Annotated in this window: 14 protein-coding genes; 8 read left to right on the forward strand and 6 right to left on the reverse strand. The window is 69.2% G+C overall.

What is annotated here, in order from left to right; genetic code table 11:
- Positions 1-212: 212 nt before the first annotated feature.
- The 3 genes from AC1RM6_RS09595 to AC1RM6_RS09605 are packed head-to-tail and all read right to left on the reverse strand — an operon-like array spanning position 213 to position 6,023.
- Positions 213-3,473 carry an error-prone DNA polymerase gene (locus AC1RM6_RS09595; RefSeq protein ID WP_493100479.1) on the reverse strand — a complete coding sequence of 1,087 codons (3,261 nt, stop codon included), beginning with the start codon at positions 3,471-3,473 and terminating at the stop codon, positions 213-215.
- The gene (locus AC1RM6_RS09600; RefSeq protein ID WP_493100480.1) at positions 3,473-5,329 is read right to left on the reverse strand and encodes a DUF6504 family protein; all 1,857 of its coding nucleotides are present in this window, start codon (positions 5,327-5,329) and stop codon (positions 3,473-3,475) included. The genes AC1RM6_RS09595 and AC1RM6_RS09600 overlap by 1 nt, the downstream gene beginning before the upstream one ends.
- A complete protein-coding gene (locus AC1RM6_RS09605) occupies positions 5,247-6,023 on the reverse strand; it encodes an ImuA family protein (protein ID WP_493100481.1) in 777 nt (258 codons plus the stop codon). The genes AC1RM6_RS09600 and AC1RM6_RS09605 overlap by 83 nt, the downstream gene beginning before the upstream one ends.
- 260 nt (positions 6,024-6,283) lie before the next feature.
- Here AC1RM6_RS09605 and AC1RM6_RS09610 point away from each other — a divergent pair, with 260 nt between their 5' ends.
- Positions 6,284-6,511, forward strand: a complete 228-nt coding sequence (locus AC1RM6_RS09610; protein ID WP_493100483.1) for a DUF5818 domain-containing protein — start codon at positions 6,284-6,286, stop codon at positions 6,509-6,511.
- Positions 6,512-6,596: 85 nt separating this feature from the next.
- On the opposite strand, the gene AC1RM6_RS09615 is transcribed toward AC1RM6_RS09610, so the two are convergent.
- Entirely contained in the window at positions 6,597-7,229 is a 633-nt protein-coding gene (locus AC1RM6_RS09615) for an SOS response-associated peptidase family protein (RefSeq protein ID WP_493100485.1), read from the reverse strand.
- 56 nt (positions 7,230-7,285) lie between these two features.
- Between AC1RM6_RS09615 and AC1RM6_RS09620 the strand changes: the two genes are divergently transcribed.
- The gene (locus AC1RM6_RS09620; protein ID WP_493100487.1) at positions 7,286-7,807 is read left to right on the forward strand and encodes an SOS response-associated peptidase family protein; all 522 of its coding nucleotides are present in this window, start codon (positions 7,286-7,288) and stop codon (positions 7,805-7,807) included.
- 85 nt (positions 7,808-7,892) lie between these two features.
- On the opposite strand, the gene AC1RM6_RS09625 is transcribed toward AC1RM6_RS09620, so the two are convergent.
- Entirely contained in the window at positions 7,893-8,090 is a 198-nt protein-coding gene (locus tag AC1RM6_RS09625) for a hypothetical protein (protein WP_493100489.1), read from the reverse strand.
- A gap of 731 nt (positions 8,091-8,821) precedes the next feature.
- Between AC1RM6_RS09625 and AC1RM6_RS09630 the strand changes: the two genes are divergently transcribed.
- The gene (locus tag AC1RM6_RS09630; protein WP_493100491.1) at positions 8,822-9,184 is read left to right on the forward strand and encodes a hypothetical protein; all 363 of its coding nucleotides are present in this window, start codon (positions 8,822-8,824) and stop codon (positions 9,182-9,184) included.
- A 379-nt stretch (positions 9,185-9,563) separates the two neighbouring features.
- A complete protein-coding gene (locus AC1RM6_RS09635) occupies positions 9,564-12,185 on the forward strand; it encodes an ATP-binding protein (RefSeq protein WP_493100492.1) in 2,622 nt (873 codons plus the stop codon).
- Positions 12,186-12,246: 61 nt separating this feature from the next.
- Here AC1RM6_RS09635 and AC1RM6_RS09640 read toward each other — a convergent pair whose 3' ends face one another.
- Positions 12,247-13,194, reverse strand: a complete 948-nt coding sequence (locus AC1RM6_RS09640; RefSeq protein ID WP_493100494.1) for an HAD family hydrolase — start codon at positions 13,192-13,194, stop codon at positions 12,247-12,249.
- A 37-nt stretch (positions 13,195-13,231) separates the two neighbouring features.
- On the opposite strand from AC1RM6_RS09640, the gene AC1RM6_RS09645 reads away from it, so the two are divergent.
- From AC1RM6_RS09645 to AC1RM6_RS09660, 4 genes are all read left to right on the forward strand, one after another.
- Positions 13,232-13,627, forward strand: a complete 396-nt coding sequence (locus AC1RM6_RS09645; protein ID WP_493100497.1) for an MAPEG family protein — start codon at positions 13,232-13,234, stop codon at positions 13,625-13,627.
- A gap of 55 nt (positions 13,628-13,682) precedes the next feature.
- Positions 13,683-13,868 carry a DUF3606 domain-containing protein gene (locus tag AC1RM6_RS09650; RefSeq protein ID WP_493100499.1) on the forward strand — a complete coding sequence of 62 codons (186 nt, stop codon included), beginning with the start codon at positions 13,683-13,685 and terminating at the stop codon, positions 13,866-13,868.
- Positions 13,861-14,904: an ATP-dependent DNA ligase gene (locus AC1RM6_RS09655; RefSeq protein ID WP_493100501.1), complete on the forward strand. Its 1,044-nt coding sequence runs from the start codon at positions 13,861-13,863 to the stop codon at positions 14,902-14,904. Before AC1RM6_RS09650 ends, AC1RM6_RS09655 begins: the two co-directional genes overlap by 8 nt.
- Before the next feature lie 204 nt (positions 14,905-15,108).
- On the forward strand, positions 15,109-15,849 hold the full coding sequence (locus AC1RM6_RS09660; protein WP_493100503.1) for a Crp/Fnr family transcriptional regulator: 741 nt from the start codon (positions 15,109-15,111) through the stop codon (positions 15,847-15,849).
- Positions 15,850-15,940: the final 91 nt, after the last annotated feature.

A 15,940-nucleotide genomic window follows, 5' to 3' on the forward strand; every position in this document is an offset into this window, starting at 1 on the left:
GCGCGTGATGCGGTCGGCAGTTCCCAATCCCGAACTGTTGGAACATCCGAGCATTCGGTGGGGATCAAACGGAGGTGTTCCGGACCTGCCAATGTCAGCTGTTTCAACGTCGAGTCTGCGCAACTGGTCGCCGCTGTCCGGATCATCCCGAGGCAAACGTTCCCCGACGCGCTATGTCTTCGGGATGATGTGGACGCCGATTGCGTCTGACGTCAGTGGAAATCATGGCTGTGGATCGGCGGCAGCACGTCCTGATCATCGGCGGTGCGGTAGGGCGGGGCGCCCAGCGTCCGCCCTCGCGGAAAGCTCGGATCGCGCGGGTCTGGCCCGCCGCCGCTGGTGGCGCCGTCGCCGCGGCCGGGGGCGACGGTGAAGCCGGTCCGGCCGATGCTGCGGAGCATCGCGTCATGGTCGGTGATCCGGTCGGCGATGATGTGGATGACCTCGCCCTCCTTCTGCAGCCGGCCGCGGATCGCGATCATCGACGCCGACATCACCTGCCGGCGGTAGATCTCGAAACGGTCGGGCCACAGGATGCCGTTGGCGACCCCGGTCTCGTCCTCGATCGTCACGAACAGCACCCCCTTGGCCGAGCCCGGGCGCTGGCGGACTAGGATGACCCCGGCGACCTCGATGTTGCGGCCGTCGCGAATCTCCCGCAGGTCGGCGCAGCGGACGATCCGCATCGCATCGAGTTCGGCGCGCAGGAAGCTCAACGGATGGGCGCGCAGCGACAGCTGCAGCGCGCGATAGTCCTCGACCACCTCGCGGCCTTCGGTCAGCGGGGTGAGCACCACCGGCGGCTCGAGCCCCTCGGGGGAGAAGCCCTGCTCGCGGGCGTCGGCGGCGGCGAACAAGGGCAAGGGGGCCTGGCCGAGGCCGCGGACCTTCCACAGCCCCTGGCGGCGATCCTGCCCAAGGATATGGAAGGCGTCGGCCTCGGCGAGCCGCTCGATCGCGGCGCGGGGCACGCCGGCGCGGCGCCAGACTGCCTCGACGCTGTCATAGGGCTCGGGGCCGCGGGCAGCGACGATCGCGGCGCCATGGACGTTGGCGAGCCCGCGCACCTGGCAGAAGCCGAGCCGGACCGCCAGCCAGCGGCCTCTGGCGGGTTCGAGGGTGCAGTCCCAATGGCTGTGGTTGATCGACACCGGCCGGACCTCGACTCCATGGTCGCGCGCGTCGCGGACGATCTGGGCGGGGGCGTAGAAGCCCATCGGCTGCGCGTTGAGCAGCGCGGCGCAGAAGACATCGGGGTGGTGGTGCTTGAGCCAGCAGCTCGCATAGGCGATCTTGGCGAAGGAGGCGGCGTGGCTCTCGGGAAAGCCATAGCTGCCGAACCCCTCGATCTGCTTGAAGGTGCGCTCGGCGAAGTCCTTCGGATAGCCGCGGGCGACCATGCCGTTGACCAGCTTGTCGTAGAAATGGCTGACCCCGCCGGTCATCTTGAACGTCGCCATCGCCCGACGCAGCTGGTCGGCCTCGATGGCGGAGAAGCCGGCGCCGACGATCGCGACCTTCATCGCCTGTTCCTGGAACAGCGGTACGCCCAAGGTCTTCTCGAGCACCGCGCGCAGTTCGGGCTTGGGATATTCGGGCTTTTCCCGGCCCTCGCGGCGGCGGAGATAGGGGTGGACCATGTCGCCCTGGATCGGGCCGGGGCGGACGATCGCGATCTGGATGACCAGATCGTAAAAGCGGGCGGGCTTGATCCGGGGGAGCATCGACATCTGCGCGCGGGATTCGATCTGGAAGGTCCCGAGGGTGTCCGCCTTCTGGACCATCGCATAGACCGCCGGATCGTCATGCTGGAGGTCGGCCATGCCGATTTTGATCCCCTTGTCCTGCTCGAGCAGGACGAAGGCGCGGTTGAGGCAGCCGAGCATGCCGAGACCGAGCACGTCGACCTTCATGAAGCGGATCGCGTCGATATCGTCCTTGTCCCATTCGATGATCTGCCGCTGCTCCATCCGTGCCGGCTCGATCGGCACCAGCTCGTCGAGCCGGGTCTCGGTCAGCACGAAGCCGCCGGGGTGCTGCGACAGGTGGCGCGGGGTGCCGATCAGCCGGCGGGCGAGGTCGAGGGTCAGCCGCAGCCGATGATCGTCGGCGTTGAGGTTGAGCGAGGCGATCTGTTCGTCGGAGATGCCGTCCATCGACCAGCCCCACACCAGCCCGGTCAGCATCTTGGTGAGATCGCGCGGCAGGCCGAGCGCCTTGCCGACCTCGGCGACCGCGCCGCGGGTGCGGTAGCGGGTGACGACCGCGGTCAGCGCCGCGCGGTGGCGGCCATAGGTCTCGTAGATCCACTGGATGATTTCCTCGCGCCGCTCATGCTCGAAATCGACGTCGATGTCGGGCGGCTCCTTGCGCTCGCCGCTGACGAAGCGCTCGAACAGCAGTTCGTGTTTGATCGGGTCGATCGAGGTGATCCCGAGCAGATAGCAGACACAGCTGTTGGCGGCCGAGCCGCGTCCCTGGCACAGGATGCCCCGCCGGCGGCTCTCGGCGACGATGGCGTTCACGGTGAGGAAATAGGGGGCGTAGCCGAGTTCGCCGATCAGCTTGAGCTCGTGCGCGACCTGGTCGCGATAGGGCGGCGGCAAACCCTCGGGGAAGTGTTGCTCGGCCGCTGCCGCGGTCAGCGCGGCGAGCGCCTCCTGTGCGGTGCGGCCCGCCATCACCTGCTCATAGGGATATTGATAGCTGATCTCGCCGAGGTCGAAGCGGCAGTCGCCGGCGATGTCGGCGCTGGCCTCGATCGCGTCGGGAAAGGCGGCGAAGCGCCGCTCCATCTCGGCCGGGGGCTGGAGCGCGCGGTCGGGAAAGCGCTCGCGGCGAAAGCCGAGCGCGTCGATCGTGCTGCGTTCGCGGATCGCGGTCACCACGTCCTGCAGCGGGCGCTGCTCGGGGGCGTGGTAGAGGATATCGCCAGTCGCGACCCGGCGGATGCCGGCGGCGCGGCCGAGCGCGTCGAGCGCGTGCAGTCGCGCGGCGTCGCCGGGGCGGCGGCGCAGCGTCAGCGCGAGATGGCCGCGATCGCCGAACAGGTCGCGCAGCTCCACGGTCCAGGTCGCGGTGCGCGGATCGGGGGTGTCGGGGAGCAGGATCGCGACGAGCCCGTCGGCCCAGTCGGCGACATCGCTCCAGTCGAGCATACAGAGGCCCTTGCCGCCGCGCGCCTTGCCGATCGACAGCAGCCGGGTCAGCCGCGACCAGGCCGGCCGGTCGGTCGGGTAGAGCAGCAGCGCGCGGCCGTCGGTCAGATCGACCCGGGCGCCGGCGATCATCCGCACCCCGCTCTGCTTCTGCGCGTCCCAGCCGCGCACCACCCCGGCGACGCTGCCGCGGTCGGCGAGGCCGAGCGCGCGGTGGCCCTGCGCCTGGGCAGCGGCGAACAGCTCCTCGGGCGACGAGGCGCCGCGCAGGAACGAGAAATGGCTGGTCAGCTGCAGCTCGACATAGCGCGCCATCAGCCGAAGAAGCCGTGGAGATGCCAGCTGAGGTCGCCGGTCGCACCGGCGATGCCGTCGCCGCGGCGAAACAGCCAGAAGCGGGCGCCCTCCTCGGTCTCGACCCGGAAATAGTCGCGCACCGCCCACATCTCGCGGTCGCTGCGCCACCATTCGCCATGGATCCGCTCGGGCCCGTCGCCGGCGACGACCCGGTAGCCGGTGCCGCGCCAGCGGAAGCGCCGCGGTGGATGGTCGGGCAGCAGCGCGAGCACGTCGCTGAGCGGTTCGGGCCGGGCGAGCAGCCGCACCGGCCGCGGCCAACCGGGCCAGCCCGGCGGGCTGGCGAGCGGTTCGAGGCGACGGACCGCGCGCTCGGGGACGTCGCTCTCGGCCGATCCGATCCGGAACAGTGCCGCCGGCCCGACCCGGCCGCCGAGCTGGTCGACGAGCGGCGCGAGGTCGGGGGCGGCGTGGTCGCCGGCCAGTGCGGTGCTGGCGATGGCTTCCGCGGCGAGCGGTTCGACCCGGGTCGCGGCCAGCCGCATCGCCTCGATGCCGAGGCCGGGGTCGATCCGCTCGACCCGCATCGCGAGCATCCGCTTGAGGTGGCGCGGATCACGGGTGGCGCGCGCGGTGCCGATCGCGATCCGTGGCTCGGTGCCGTCGACCACGAGGCAGGTCAGTATCGCGTTGCGCAGCCCGAGGCCGCGGGCGAGCAGCTGTTCGACCAGATCGTCGACGAGATCGCCGATCACCTGGAGGATCGCCTCGGCGGTGCCGATCGGCTCAAGCAGCCGCCGCTCGGCCATCGGCGCCTCGAACGGCACCGCGGCGACGATCGGCTCGGGGATCAGGCCGCGCGCCTGGTCGAGGCGGCGGACGGTGTCGAGGCCCAGCCGGCGGGCGAGCGGCCCGCGCGGCATCGGATAGAGATCGGCGATGCGTTCGAGCCCGAAGCGCGCGGCGGCGGTCAGCGCGTCGGGCGCGAGCCGCAGCGCCGCGAGCGGCAGCGGCCCGATCGCCTCGGTCTCGCGCCCCGGCGGCAGCAGCGTGATCGCGTTGCTGCTGTAACGCGCGAGCGCATGCGCCGCGCCCGGCGTGCCGGCGATCGCGATCGTCGCGGTGAAACCGAGCCGGCGCAGGAAGGCGAGCAGCCGGCGGGCGAAGCGTTCCTCGCCGCCGAACAAATGGGTGGTGCCGGCGAGATCGAGCCACAGCCCGTCGGGCGGGCAGGCACTGGCGACCGGTGTCCAGCGCGTGACCGCGTGGAGCGCGAGCCGCTCGAGCCAGGCGTCGTCGGCTTGGCGGTCGGCGTCGGCGACATCGAGCTCGGCGACGAGCGCCCGGGCGTAAGCGGCGGCCATGCCGGGATGCAGCCCGAGGGCGAGCGCTTGCGGGCAGGCGGCGGTGACGGTCTCGCGCTGGCCGCTGCGGTCGATCAGGATCGTCGGCTGCCGACCGGCCGGCGACCAGCGGGGAAGGGCGATCGCCGGCGTCGTTCCGGGCGCACCGTCGTCGGAACGCATCGCCCGGAACGGATGATCGGCGGACTCGCTGCGCCGGCCGAGTTCGCGCATCGTCGGGCGCTGGTGGACGGCGAGGTCGGCCAGGTTGCCGGCGCGGCCCTGGTCGCGATCCGGTGCAGGGTCAGGCGTGTGCCCGGGCGCGAGACCGGCGTCGCGCGCCCAGCGCGCGCCGGGGCGCCAGCCGCCGCCACGCGGCACCGAGCAGGCACCGGGATCGTCGTCGATCGGTGGCAGCGGACGCGCCGAGGGCAGTTCCCGCGCGGGCTCAGGCGGCGCGGCTGGACGCGGTGACCCGCGCAGCCGCTCGATCGGCAGCTGCGGCAGGAAGAGCGAGGCGACCCGTGGCATCACATGCCTCCGCTTCGAGGGAAAAAGGGTTGCCGCCGCGCTGGCGGACCAGCTCGATCCGCCAGCGGGCGCGGCCGACACCGGCATGGGGGAGCGGCGCCGACGGCAGGCAGCCGATCCGCCAGCGGGTCATCGCCGCCGAGGGCTCGGCGAGCGGACAGCGCTCGCGGGTGCGGTGGCGGCGGTAGAGCAGCACCGGGGTGCGGCCGTCCGAGGCGGCAAGCTGGAGCCGCCGCGTGGCGGTGCGGTCGGCCAGCCGTATCTCAGCGACGATGCAGGCGAGCGACCCGTCGCGCAAGCCGTCCTCGGCGAGTGCGAGTATCTCGGCATCCTTGCCGCCTTGGCCGTAGAGCAGCCGGTCCGGTGGCAGGCCGACCTGTTCGAGGCCGGGGGCGTAAAGGTCGAAACGGCCGAGCGTCCACAGCACCGTTGCCACGCCGCGCGCGGCGAAACGGGCGGCAATCCCGGCGGCGAACAGGGTCGCTGCGGCGTCGTCGGCGAGCCCGGTCGAGGCGGCCGCGATCTCATGGAGCCCGGCCCCGTCCAGCCCGCCATCAGCAAGCCGGTCATCGATCGCCGCAAGTCCGAACGCGAGTGCCGCCGCCGCCGGTCTGCGGGTAATCGCGAGTTCGGCACGGAGCGCGGCGATCTGCTCGGCACGTGGCCGGTCGGTAGAGGGGATCGGGATAAGCATGGCTGGTCAACGACTCAATTGTTCCCTTTATGTTCCGTCCGCGTGGTCGGTTCGTCAAGCTACGGTTAGAGCGCCGGGCCTGCCCGTCTGCGCGCGGCGGGGTTGCCCGTCGACTTATCAACAGATTTCGCACGCGCCGTGCCCTTTGGCGCGTTGTGGCGGTGGGCTCGGGGTGCGATGATCGTCCTGGCGAGGCGTTTTTACCGGATCGCGGGCATCGGGCGCGCGGGTGCCTCCTCGCCGAAAACGGGGAGGCGATGATGAGCGGCGTACATGTTCGGATGGCCGGCCAACTGCGGCATGTCGAGCGCGGCACGCTGCTCGAGGATGGCGACGGCACGCTCTGGCGGCTCATTTCCGGCGCCGACGTGGTCACCCCGCCTGATGGCCATGTCATCGTCGAGGGCCGCACGCTCGACGGCAACCAGATCGAAGCGCTGTGGATCGGCGCTGTCGCGGGCGTGTCGCCGGACCAGCCCGCGGCCTGAGCCGGTCGCCGCAAGCGCGCCTGTCCGCGGCCGATCGGCGCGCGGGATGCCAACTCTCCTGATCAGTAGCTGGTCGGTCGCCTGGTTATAGGGCAAGCGTTGGCTGCGCCGGCCCGTCGGCGGGCGCGGGATAGACGCGGGTCGCAGGCAGGCTTCCCTTCGGCAGATAGGTGAGGACTTCGGCGGCCGGCACCGCCGGATCGAGCCAGTCGGCCCAGCGCTCGCGCGGCAGCGGGATGATCTGGCGATGATGATAGGGGGCAACGTCCTCGCCGGCGTCGATCGTCAGCATGGTGAAGGCCTCGCCGACCTCGGGATGTGCGCGCCAGATGCCGGCGATGCAGAACCAGCGATGGTCGGTCATCGCGAACAGCCATTTGTCGAGGCGCTTCTGCTTGGGTATCTCGGCATCGGTGAATTCGTAGAAGCCGTCGGCGAGGATGAGGCAACGCCCCGATGTGAACTCGCGATTCTCGGAGCGGAAATTATAGACCGGCTTGCGGTTCGGCCCGGGCCAGCTCCATCGCCGGTTGACCAGTTCGCCGACGCCGCGTTCTCCTTCGACGCCGCGGACGATGGGGGCGATGTCGGTCATCTTGATGTCCTCGCGCGCTTCGACGTTGGGCGCGCCCTCGGGCATCTTGATCCTGATCTTCAGATCCTCGAAATCCTCGGCGATCGACGCAATGTCGACGAGCAGCCGGTAGTCGTTGCACATTGTCTTCCTCGTCCCCGGCGCTTGTCCGGTGCAATCGTTCCCGCTATGTTCCGGCCATGGGCCCGAAACCGAATCCCTTCGACTCCGATGCCGCGCCGGGCGCGACCCGTCCCATCATCCGGCGCGACCCAGACAATGCGCAAGAGATTGAAATGGTCGAGGCGACCTGGGGATCCGATCCGCGCTTCGCCGCCGGTGCCTCCTATCGTTTCCTCCGATCCGACCGCGGCGATTTCCGTAGCCATCGCTGCCTGGTGCCGGCTTCCGAATTCCACATGCGCGCCGAGGGCAAGAACTACCGGGTGACGCTCGACGACGGCAATTTCTTCTATCTCGCTGCGATCTGGGAGCCGGCGATGGCCGCCTGGCCGCTGTCGTTCCGGATCATCACCGTAGATGCCAATCATGACGTGGGGCCGTATCAGCCGCGGCATGGCGCGATCATCCTGCGGCGGCAGGTGATGCAATGGCTCGATTCCACCCTCCCCGAGAGCGAATTGCTGGCGACGCCGCCCTTCAACACCTTCCGGGTCGAGGAGATCGGCAGGAAGCCCGAGCAGATCGGCCTTCCGCTCTGACCAGAATGCGCGGGCGCCTGCGAAGGCGGGGTGAGGTGGGATTGCCGCTTGGGGGCGACCGCTGCGGTCCGGCGATCGAGTCGCGTCAGACGCCGAGCGGTGGGCCGGCGACCAGCTTGCGCCGATCGTCGTTCAATTGCCGTTCGACATCCTGCAGGATGCGGTCGAGCTGGCCGGCGCGTTTGTCGTCGCTGGCGCGCACGGCTTCGGTGACCGCGACAAGCAGGATGTCGATTGCCATGGTGCCATGCGCGGCAATCATCTGGGCGGCTGTCTCGATCATGGGATGAACAGCTCCGATAGGTCGCGATGGCCTACGCCCGCGCGCCATCCGCACAAGTCCGGTAGTCGACGTAGCTGGTCGGGCTTTCGACAGTCGGCGCGAGATCAGGGGCGAGCCGAGCGAACTGCGCCATTCGAACCCGCACCGGCCGTCAGCGCCGCGCGGCCGCGGCGATCGCGGACAGCCCCAAACGCGGCGACAAAGACTGCGGCGCGGAACGGCGGCCAGCTCGCGCTCTGTGCGCTTTTCCGACATGGGCGCCCGACGAACCTTCACTGACCGTTGTGCCCGTGCCCATGGGGCCGCGTGGCCGCTCGCCCTGCGCTGATGGTCGCGTCTGAACCTCCGCGCCCGCGTGGCGAGCATCGGATTGCCTTCGACCGACCGGCTTCGCGGGCGCGGCACCCGCCCTAGCAGAGCCGGCGAGCCACGGCGCGCCGCCGCCGACCTGATTGCCGGCAATGGGCCGGGCGGCGCGAGGCGGTCGCCCGCCAAAGAGAGGATGTGCGGCGGATGGGCGATGCCGTGCCAGTCGCCTGGTTGACGGACATGCTCGGCCTGATCGGCGCGGTGATCGGGTAGGGGATCGGTCCGGGGCGGCGATCGCGCTTTTGGCCGAGCCGATCGCTGCCGCCGCTGATCGCTCGCGTTCCGATGAATCCGGTCAGGCCGGCAACCCGACTCGGTGGTGCGGCGTTTTTCGGGACGCGCGTCATATGGGAGTAGGAGCGATGATCCGCGTCAGCCACGAGCCCGGGCGTCGACGACTGGTGGTCCGGATATCGGCCTTTCTGTCGCCCGAGGATGTCGCCAGCTTTGCGGCGCAGGAGCAGGCCGCGGTCGCGGCGCTCGGGTGGCAGTCGGGGCAATATGACCTGCTCGTCGATGCCGGGTCAGCGGCGATCCAGAGCCAGGCGGTGGTCGCCTGCTTTCGTGAACTGATCGAGGGGGCCCGAATCAAGGCGCGGCGGATCGCCATTGCCGGGCTCGGATCGCTGGCTCGGCTGCAGGCGCAGCGCATCGTCGAGGGGCGCGACGAGGCACGTCTCTTCGCGAGCCGGAGCGAAGCCGAGGCATGGCTGTCGGCCGATTGACGTCTCGGGCGCGACGATGCGATCGATACGGTGCCGATGATAGCCGCACCTCTCACGATTCATGCCGATGTCCGATCGAACAGCGTCCGCTGGCGCCGTGCCCCGGTGGCGCGTGGAACGGTGGTCGGGCGGCGGCGTTGTCGCGCATCGAAATGATCGCGATCGCCGCTGGCGGTCGCCCGACCCCGGGGGACCATGCGATGGTGGTGACGATGGCGATGCTGTCACGGCCGGAGCGATCGGCGCCCGGGACGGGCGGCCCGATCGGCGGATGCCGCAAGCGCCCCGCCGTCGACCGTCCTCCCCGACCCGCCATGACGGCGGACGCCGCGATGCCGGGCCATTGCGCGTGGTTGCGCGTTGGCGCTAGGAATCGTGCGTGACGACCACCGCTGAAGATTGGCTGTACCGTGGCGGCGAGGCTGGGCGCCTCATCGCCGAACGCGACTGGTCGCGATCCTCGCTCGGTCCGATCGAGACCTGGCCCCAGAGCCTCAAGACCGCGCTGGGCCTGCTGCTGCTGTCGCCGGTGCCGATCGTGATGCTGTGGGGCGAAGACGGCATCATGCTCTATAACGATGCCTATTCGGTGTTCGCGGGCGGCCGGCATCCCGAACTGCTCGGATCGCGGGTGCTCGAGGGCTGGCCCGAGGTCGCCGACTTTAACGATCATGTGATGAAGGTCGGGCTGGCGGGCGGTACCCTCGCCTATCGCGACCAGGAGCTTACCCTCTACCGCCATGGTGCGGCCGAGCAGGTGTGGATGAACCTCGATTATTCGCCGGTGCTCGACGAAAGCGGCGCGCCCGCGGGCGTGATCGCGGTGGTCATCGAGACGAGCGAGCGGGTCAAGGCCGACCGCCGCCTCGCCACCGAGCGCGAGAGGCTGCTCCAGGCGTTCGAACAGGCCCCCGGCTTCATCATCGTCATGCGCGGGCCGACCCACGAGGTCGAGTTCGTCAACGCGGCGCATCGCCGGGTGTTCACCAGCGCCACATGGGCGGGCAGGACCATCCGCGATGCCTTTCCCGACGTCGCCGACCAGGGCTTTTTCGAGATGCTCGACCGGGTCTACGCGACCGGCGAGCGGGTCGAGGCCTTTGCCCAGCCGGTGCGCTTCCGGCAGCCCAACGGCGTCGAGGAGGAGCGCTTCCTCACCTTCGTCTATGAGGCGATGCGCGACGGGGACGGCGCGATCGTCGGGGTGCTGTGCGAGGGGACCGACGTCACCGACGCCCATCGTGCCGAGCAGGAGGTCGATGCCGAGCGTCGCGCGCTGCAGACGCTCAACCGGGTGGCGGCGGCGATCGCGGCGGAGAAGGATCTCGAGACGATCGTCCAGCATGTCGTCGATGCCGGGGTCGAACTGACCGGCGCCGCCTTCGGGGCCTTCTTCTACAATGTCCTCGACGCGCGGGGCGAAAGCTACATGCTCTATGCGCTGTCGGGGGTGCCGCGCTCGGCGTTCGCGCAATTCCCGATGCCGCGCAACACCGCGGTGTTCGCGCCGACCTTCGGCGGCGAGGGGGTGGTGCGATCGGACGATATCAAGCTCGACCCGCGCTACGGGCTCAACCTGCCGCGCAAGGGCATGCCCGAAGGGCATCTGCCGGTCACCAGCTATCTTGCGGCGCCGGTTTTCAAGCGCGACCGCAGCGTGATCGGCGGGCTGTTCTTCGGCCATCCCGAACCCGGTCGTTTCAACGCCAAGCATGAGGCCCAGATCGTGGCGCTCGCCTCGCAGGCGGCGGTGGCGATCGAGAATGCCGATCTGATCCGGCGCGTCCAGGAGGCGAACGAGACCCTCGAGCGCCGGGTCGAGGAGCGCACCAGCGAACTGACCGAGGCGCACGAGGCGCTGCGCCAGGCGCAGAAGATGGAAGCGGTCGGCCAGCTCACCGGCGGGATCGCGCACGACTTCAACAATCTGCTCGCGGGCATCACCGGCAGCCTCGAGGTGATCGAGCGCCGGCTGGCCCAGGGGCGCACCGACGGGATCGAGCGGTTCCTGGCCGGCGCCCATTCGTCGGCCCAGCGCGCCGCGTCGCTGACCCAGCGCCTGCTCGCCTTCTCGCGCCGCCAGACGCTCGATCCCCGGCCGACCGACGTCAACCGGCTCGTCCATGGCATGGAGGATCTGATCGGCCGCACCGTCGGGCCGGCGATTGCGGTCGAGGTGGTCGGTGCCGCCGGGCTCTGGCCGACCCGGGTCGACGCCGCCCAGCTCGAGAGCGCGCTGCTCAACCTCGCGATCAACGCCCGCGATGCGATGCCGGAGGGCGGCCGGATCACGATCGAGACCGCCAATAAATGGCTCGATGACCGTGACGCGCGCGAGCGCGATCTCAAGCCGGGCCAATATGTCTCGATCTGCGTGACCGACACCGGCACCGGCATCCCCAGGGAGATCGTCGACCGCATTTTCGATCCGTTCTTCACCACCAAGCCGATCGGCCAGGGGACGGGGCTCGGCCTGTCGATGATCCACGGCTTCGTGCGCCAGTCGGGCGGTCAGGTCCGCGTCTACAGCGAGCCGGGCACGGGGACGACGATGTGCCTCTATCTGCCGCGCCATGTCGGGGAGGTGAACGAGGAGCAGCAGGCGTTCGACGCCGCCATCGCGGTCATGGGCGCCGGCGAGACGGTGCTGGTGATCGACGACGAGCCGACCGTCCGCATGCTGATCGTCGATGTGCTCGAGGAGGCCGGCTATACCCCGGTCGAGGCGAGCGACGGCCCGTCGGGGCTCAGGATCCTGCAGTCCGACATGCGGATCGACCTGCTGATCACCGATGTCGGCCTGCCCGGCGGCATGAACGGCCGCCAGGTCGCCGACGCCGCGCGCGTCACGCGGCCCGATCTCAAGATCCTGTTCGTCACCGGCTTCGCCGAGAATGCGGCGGTCGGCAACGGTGATCTCGACCCGGGAATGGAGGTCGTCACCAAGCCGTTCGTGATGACCGAACTCGCCACCAAGATCACCGAGATGATCGAGCGCTGAGCAGGATCGTCGCCCGGTCAAGCGCCGGGGCGAGGATCGGCATCGGCTTGCGGACGGATCGCTAATCTCCGTGATGGGCCGGTATCCGCGACTCGGACCGCACCGCAGCGTCGTGATAGTCGCCCCGGCCCGTCCGACCGGCAACGTCGTCGAGCTCGAAGCTGCCATTCTCGAGCGATGCGAGAATCGTCGCGACGTCATCGAACAGCCGGCACGCCCCGGCCTCGATCAGCACATGATCGGGGAAGTCGCCGCTGCGCACGGCGATGCTCGATATCCCGCACCGTCGCGCCGCCTCGGCATCGTATGGCGTATCGCCGATCACCAGCACCTCCTGCGCGGTGAGCGGCCGCACCTTGGCGAGCGCCGCGGCGAAGATATCGCCGGCCGGCTTGGACCGCGCGACATCGTCGGCGCTCGTCGTCGCAGAGATCAGGTCGTCCGCGTCGAGCAGCGCGCAATAATGGTCCAGGTCTCGTTGCGAGGCTGACGAAGCGAAAACGATCCGCAGGCCGGCACGCGCGAGCCAGGCGAGCAGCGCGTGCGCATCCGGGAACGCATCGACCTTGTCGATATGATCGGCGGCGAAGATCTCGTCGTGCCGCGCCGACAGCCGCTTGACCATGCCATCGTCGCTGCCCGGCAGCAGCGTCGGTACGAGATTGTCGCCGCCCTTGCCGATCTGATCGCGGATCGCCTCTGGGCCGATCAGTTCGCCCTGCTCGGCGAAGGCCTGCCACCACGCTTCAACATGATGTTCGTTGCTGTCGACCAGCGTGCCGTCAAGATCGATCAGGATCGCTTTGATGCCCGTGCTCGAAACTCCACACTCACTTTCGGCAGCAAACGCCGCAACCCGTATCATGGGTCCTTTCGGTTTCTTCGACAGCGGCGCGCGGCCGGTATCTTGGCTGGCGTCGCCGCGGCGTCGGGGCGGGCGGTTATGCCCTCCGCCGCGGGCGGTAGCCCGGGGACCCCAAGGCTGTTCCCGCGGGTTCTGCCGCTGCATGCGCCGGCGCTGGCCGGCGCGATCAGGGAGATTGCCCATGGCTGTCGAGCTTCGCATATTGGCCCTAGGCGCGCTGCTGCTGCTCGTTCACATCTTCGCCGCCGCGATCGTGCGGACCCGGCAATATGGCGCCGACTGGAATATGGGCGCGCGCGATGAGGTGCTGCCGCCGCCATCGCCGCTCGCCGGACGGCTCGGCCGTGCCCAGTCCAATTATCAGGAGACCCTGCCGCTGGCGATCATCGCGCTCGCCGGGGTGGTGATCGCAGGCCGCAGCGATGCGTGGACCGCGCTCGGCGGATGGATCTGGCTCGGGGCGCGGATCATCTACCTGCCGCTCTACGCCGCCGGGATTCCCAAGATCCGGACGCTGGTCTTCCTCATCAGCCTTGCCGGGCTCGGCTTGGCGCTGTGGCCGTTGCTCGCGGCCTGAGCCGTGAACCCCGGCGCTTCGCCTGCGCGTTGGGTATCGTCGAAGGAGAGACGCCATGAGTGATGACAAGACCCAGCGCGGCCCGCAGGATTCGGCTCGGATCAACATGAGCGAGGATTATGAGGTCGCCTATTGGACCGAAAAGTTCGGCGTGTCGAAAGATCGACTGCAGGTCGCCGTCGACCGGGTTGGGGTCGGCGCCAACGTGGTGGCCGAAGAGCTCGGCAAGGTGAATGGCTGAACGACGGTTCGCCGTGACGCCCTCGATCGACGATCCGGTCGCGCCGATGGAGGCGAAACTCGTAGCGACGCTGCCCGAGGGCCCCGGCTGGCAATATGAGCCCAAATGGGATGGATTCCGCGCGATAGCGGTGCGCAATGGCAACGCGGCCGCCATCTGGTCGAAAGCCGGAAAGCCGCTCGGGCGCTATTTCCCGGAGCTGATCGATATGCTGCTGGCAACGCCGGTGCCACGCTTCGTCGTCGATGGCGAGATCATCCTGCCGGTCGGCGATGCGCTGTCGTTCGATTCGCTTCAGCAGCGGCTTCATCCCGCCCCGAGCCGGATCGCGAAATTGTCGGTCGCGACTCCCGCGCAGCTGATGCTGTTCGATTGCCTGCATGTCGACGATATCGATTTCGCCGCGCGCAGCCTGGCCGAGCGCCGGGCTGCGCTCGAGCGCTTTCACCGCATGGCGGGCGGGCCGGCGCTGTTGCTGTCACCGTGCAGTGCGGACCCAGCGGCGGCGCGGGCATGGCTTGCGCAAAGCGGCGGCGCTCTCGATGGCATCGTGGCCAAGCGGCTCGACGAGCCCTATTCGTCGGGTGAGCGAGCGATGCGCAAGCTCAAGGTCCACCGCACCGCCGACTGCGTGGTCGGAGGCCTCAGACGTGCCGATGACGGGGTGGCGATCGCGTCGTTGCTGCTGGGGCTTTACGACGAGGCCGGCAAACTTAACCATGTCGGCTTCACCTCGGCGATCAAGGGCAGCGACCAGTCTGATCTCGCCGCCCGGGTGACGCCTTGCCTCGGCGGCAGCGGCTTCACCGGCAAGGCGCCAGGGGGACCGAGCCGCTGGAATGATGGCGATGGCCATGAGTGGGAGCCACTCGCACCTGTGCTCGTCGTCGAAGTCCTGTATGATCAGGTCACCGGCGATCGCTTCCGCCACGGCACACGCATCCTGCGGTGGCGCCCCGACAAGATGCCGGCCCAGTGCACCATGGACCAATTGATCCATGAGATGCGTCCTGCCGAAATGGCCGGGATCTCATGAAGCGGGACGATGCGAGCGGCGGTGACCACCGTGCATTCTCGGCGCCCGGCCCCGCTCCGGAACTTCGGAACACGTCGCGGCCCGGAGCGAAACTGATCTGGGCAAAATGATCTGAAGCAAGCGGGTCGCAAGGCGATGGAGCGCAGGCGGCGACTGCGCGTTACGGCGGCGGGTTCCTCTCGCTAGCGTGCCAAGGAGGGTAGCATGTTGACCGATCGGTTCCTGCGTCATCGGCGCGGCGCGAGCCTGACACCCGACGAGCGCGCGGCCCTCGAAGCCTGCATCACCGACGTCAGGACGGTCGCGCCGCGGCAGACGCTGGTGCGCAGCGGCGAGCCGCTGTCGCACAGCACGTTGCTGATCGATGGGTTCATGTGCCGCTATCTCGACGATCGCGAGGGGCTGCGTCAGCTCGTCGCGGTCCATGTGCCCGGGGATTTCGTCGATCTCCATGCCTATCCGCTCAAATTGCTCGACCATGATGTCGCGACGTTGACCACGGCAACCGTCGCGATCGTGCCGCATCGCGCGCTCGACCGGATCGTCACCGAGCGTCCCGCACTTGCCGCCAAACTCTGGTATGCCACGCTGCTCGATGCGGCGATCCACCGTGCCTGGCTGTTCCGTCTCGGCCGTCTCGACGCCTGCGGTCGTATCGCCCATTTTCTATGCGAGACCGAAGCCCGCCTGCGCGCGGTGGGGCTCAGCGACGGCCGGCGTTTCGCGCTTGGCATCACCCAGACCGATCTGTCAGAAATCTGCGGGATCACCAGCGTTCACGTCAATCGCGTGCTGCGCAGCATGCGCGAGGAAAAGATTTTCAGCTTTCGCTCGTCGCTCGTCGACATTCATGATCCGCAGCGGCTGCGCCGTCGCGGCGAGTTCGATCCGGCTTATCTCTATATCGACGAGCTCGCGCCCGACGTAACCGCGCCGGCGCAATGATGATGCGGGGCGCGGTCGACCCGGTCCGCCGTCGGGGAAGCGGGCGCCGCACGGGGCGGGCTGGCCGCACGATAGCGCTAAGACCGCAACG

The sequence above is a fragment of the Rhizorhabdus sp. GW822-FHT03C02 genome (assembly GCF_058801765.1).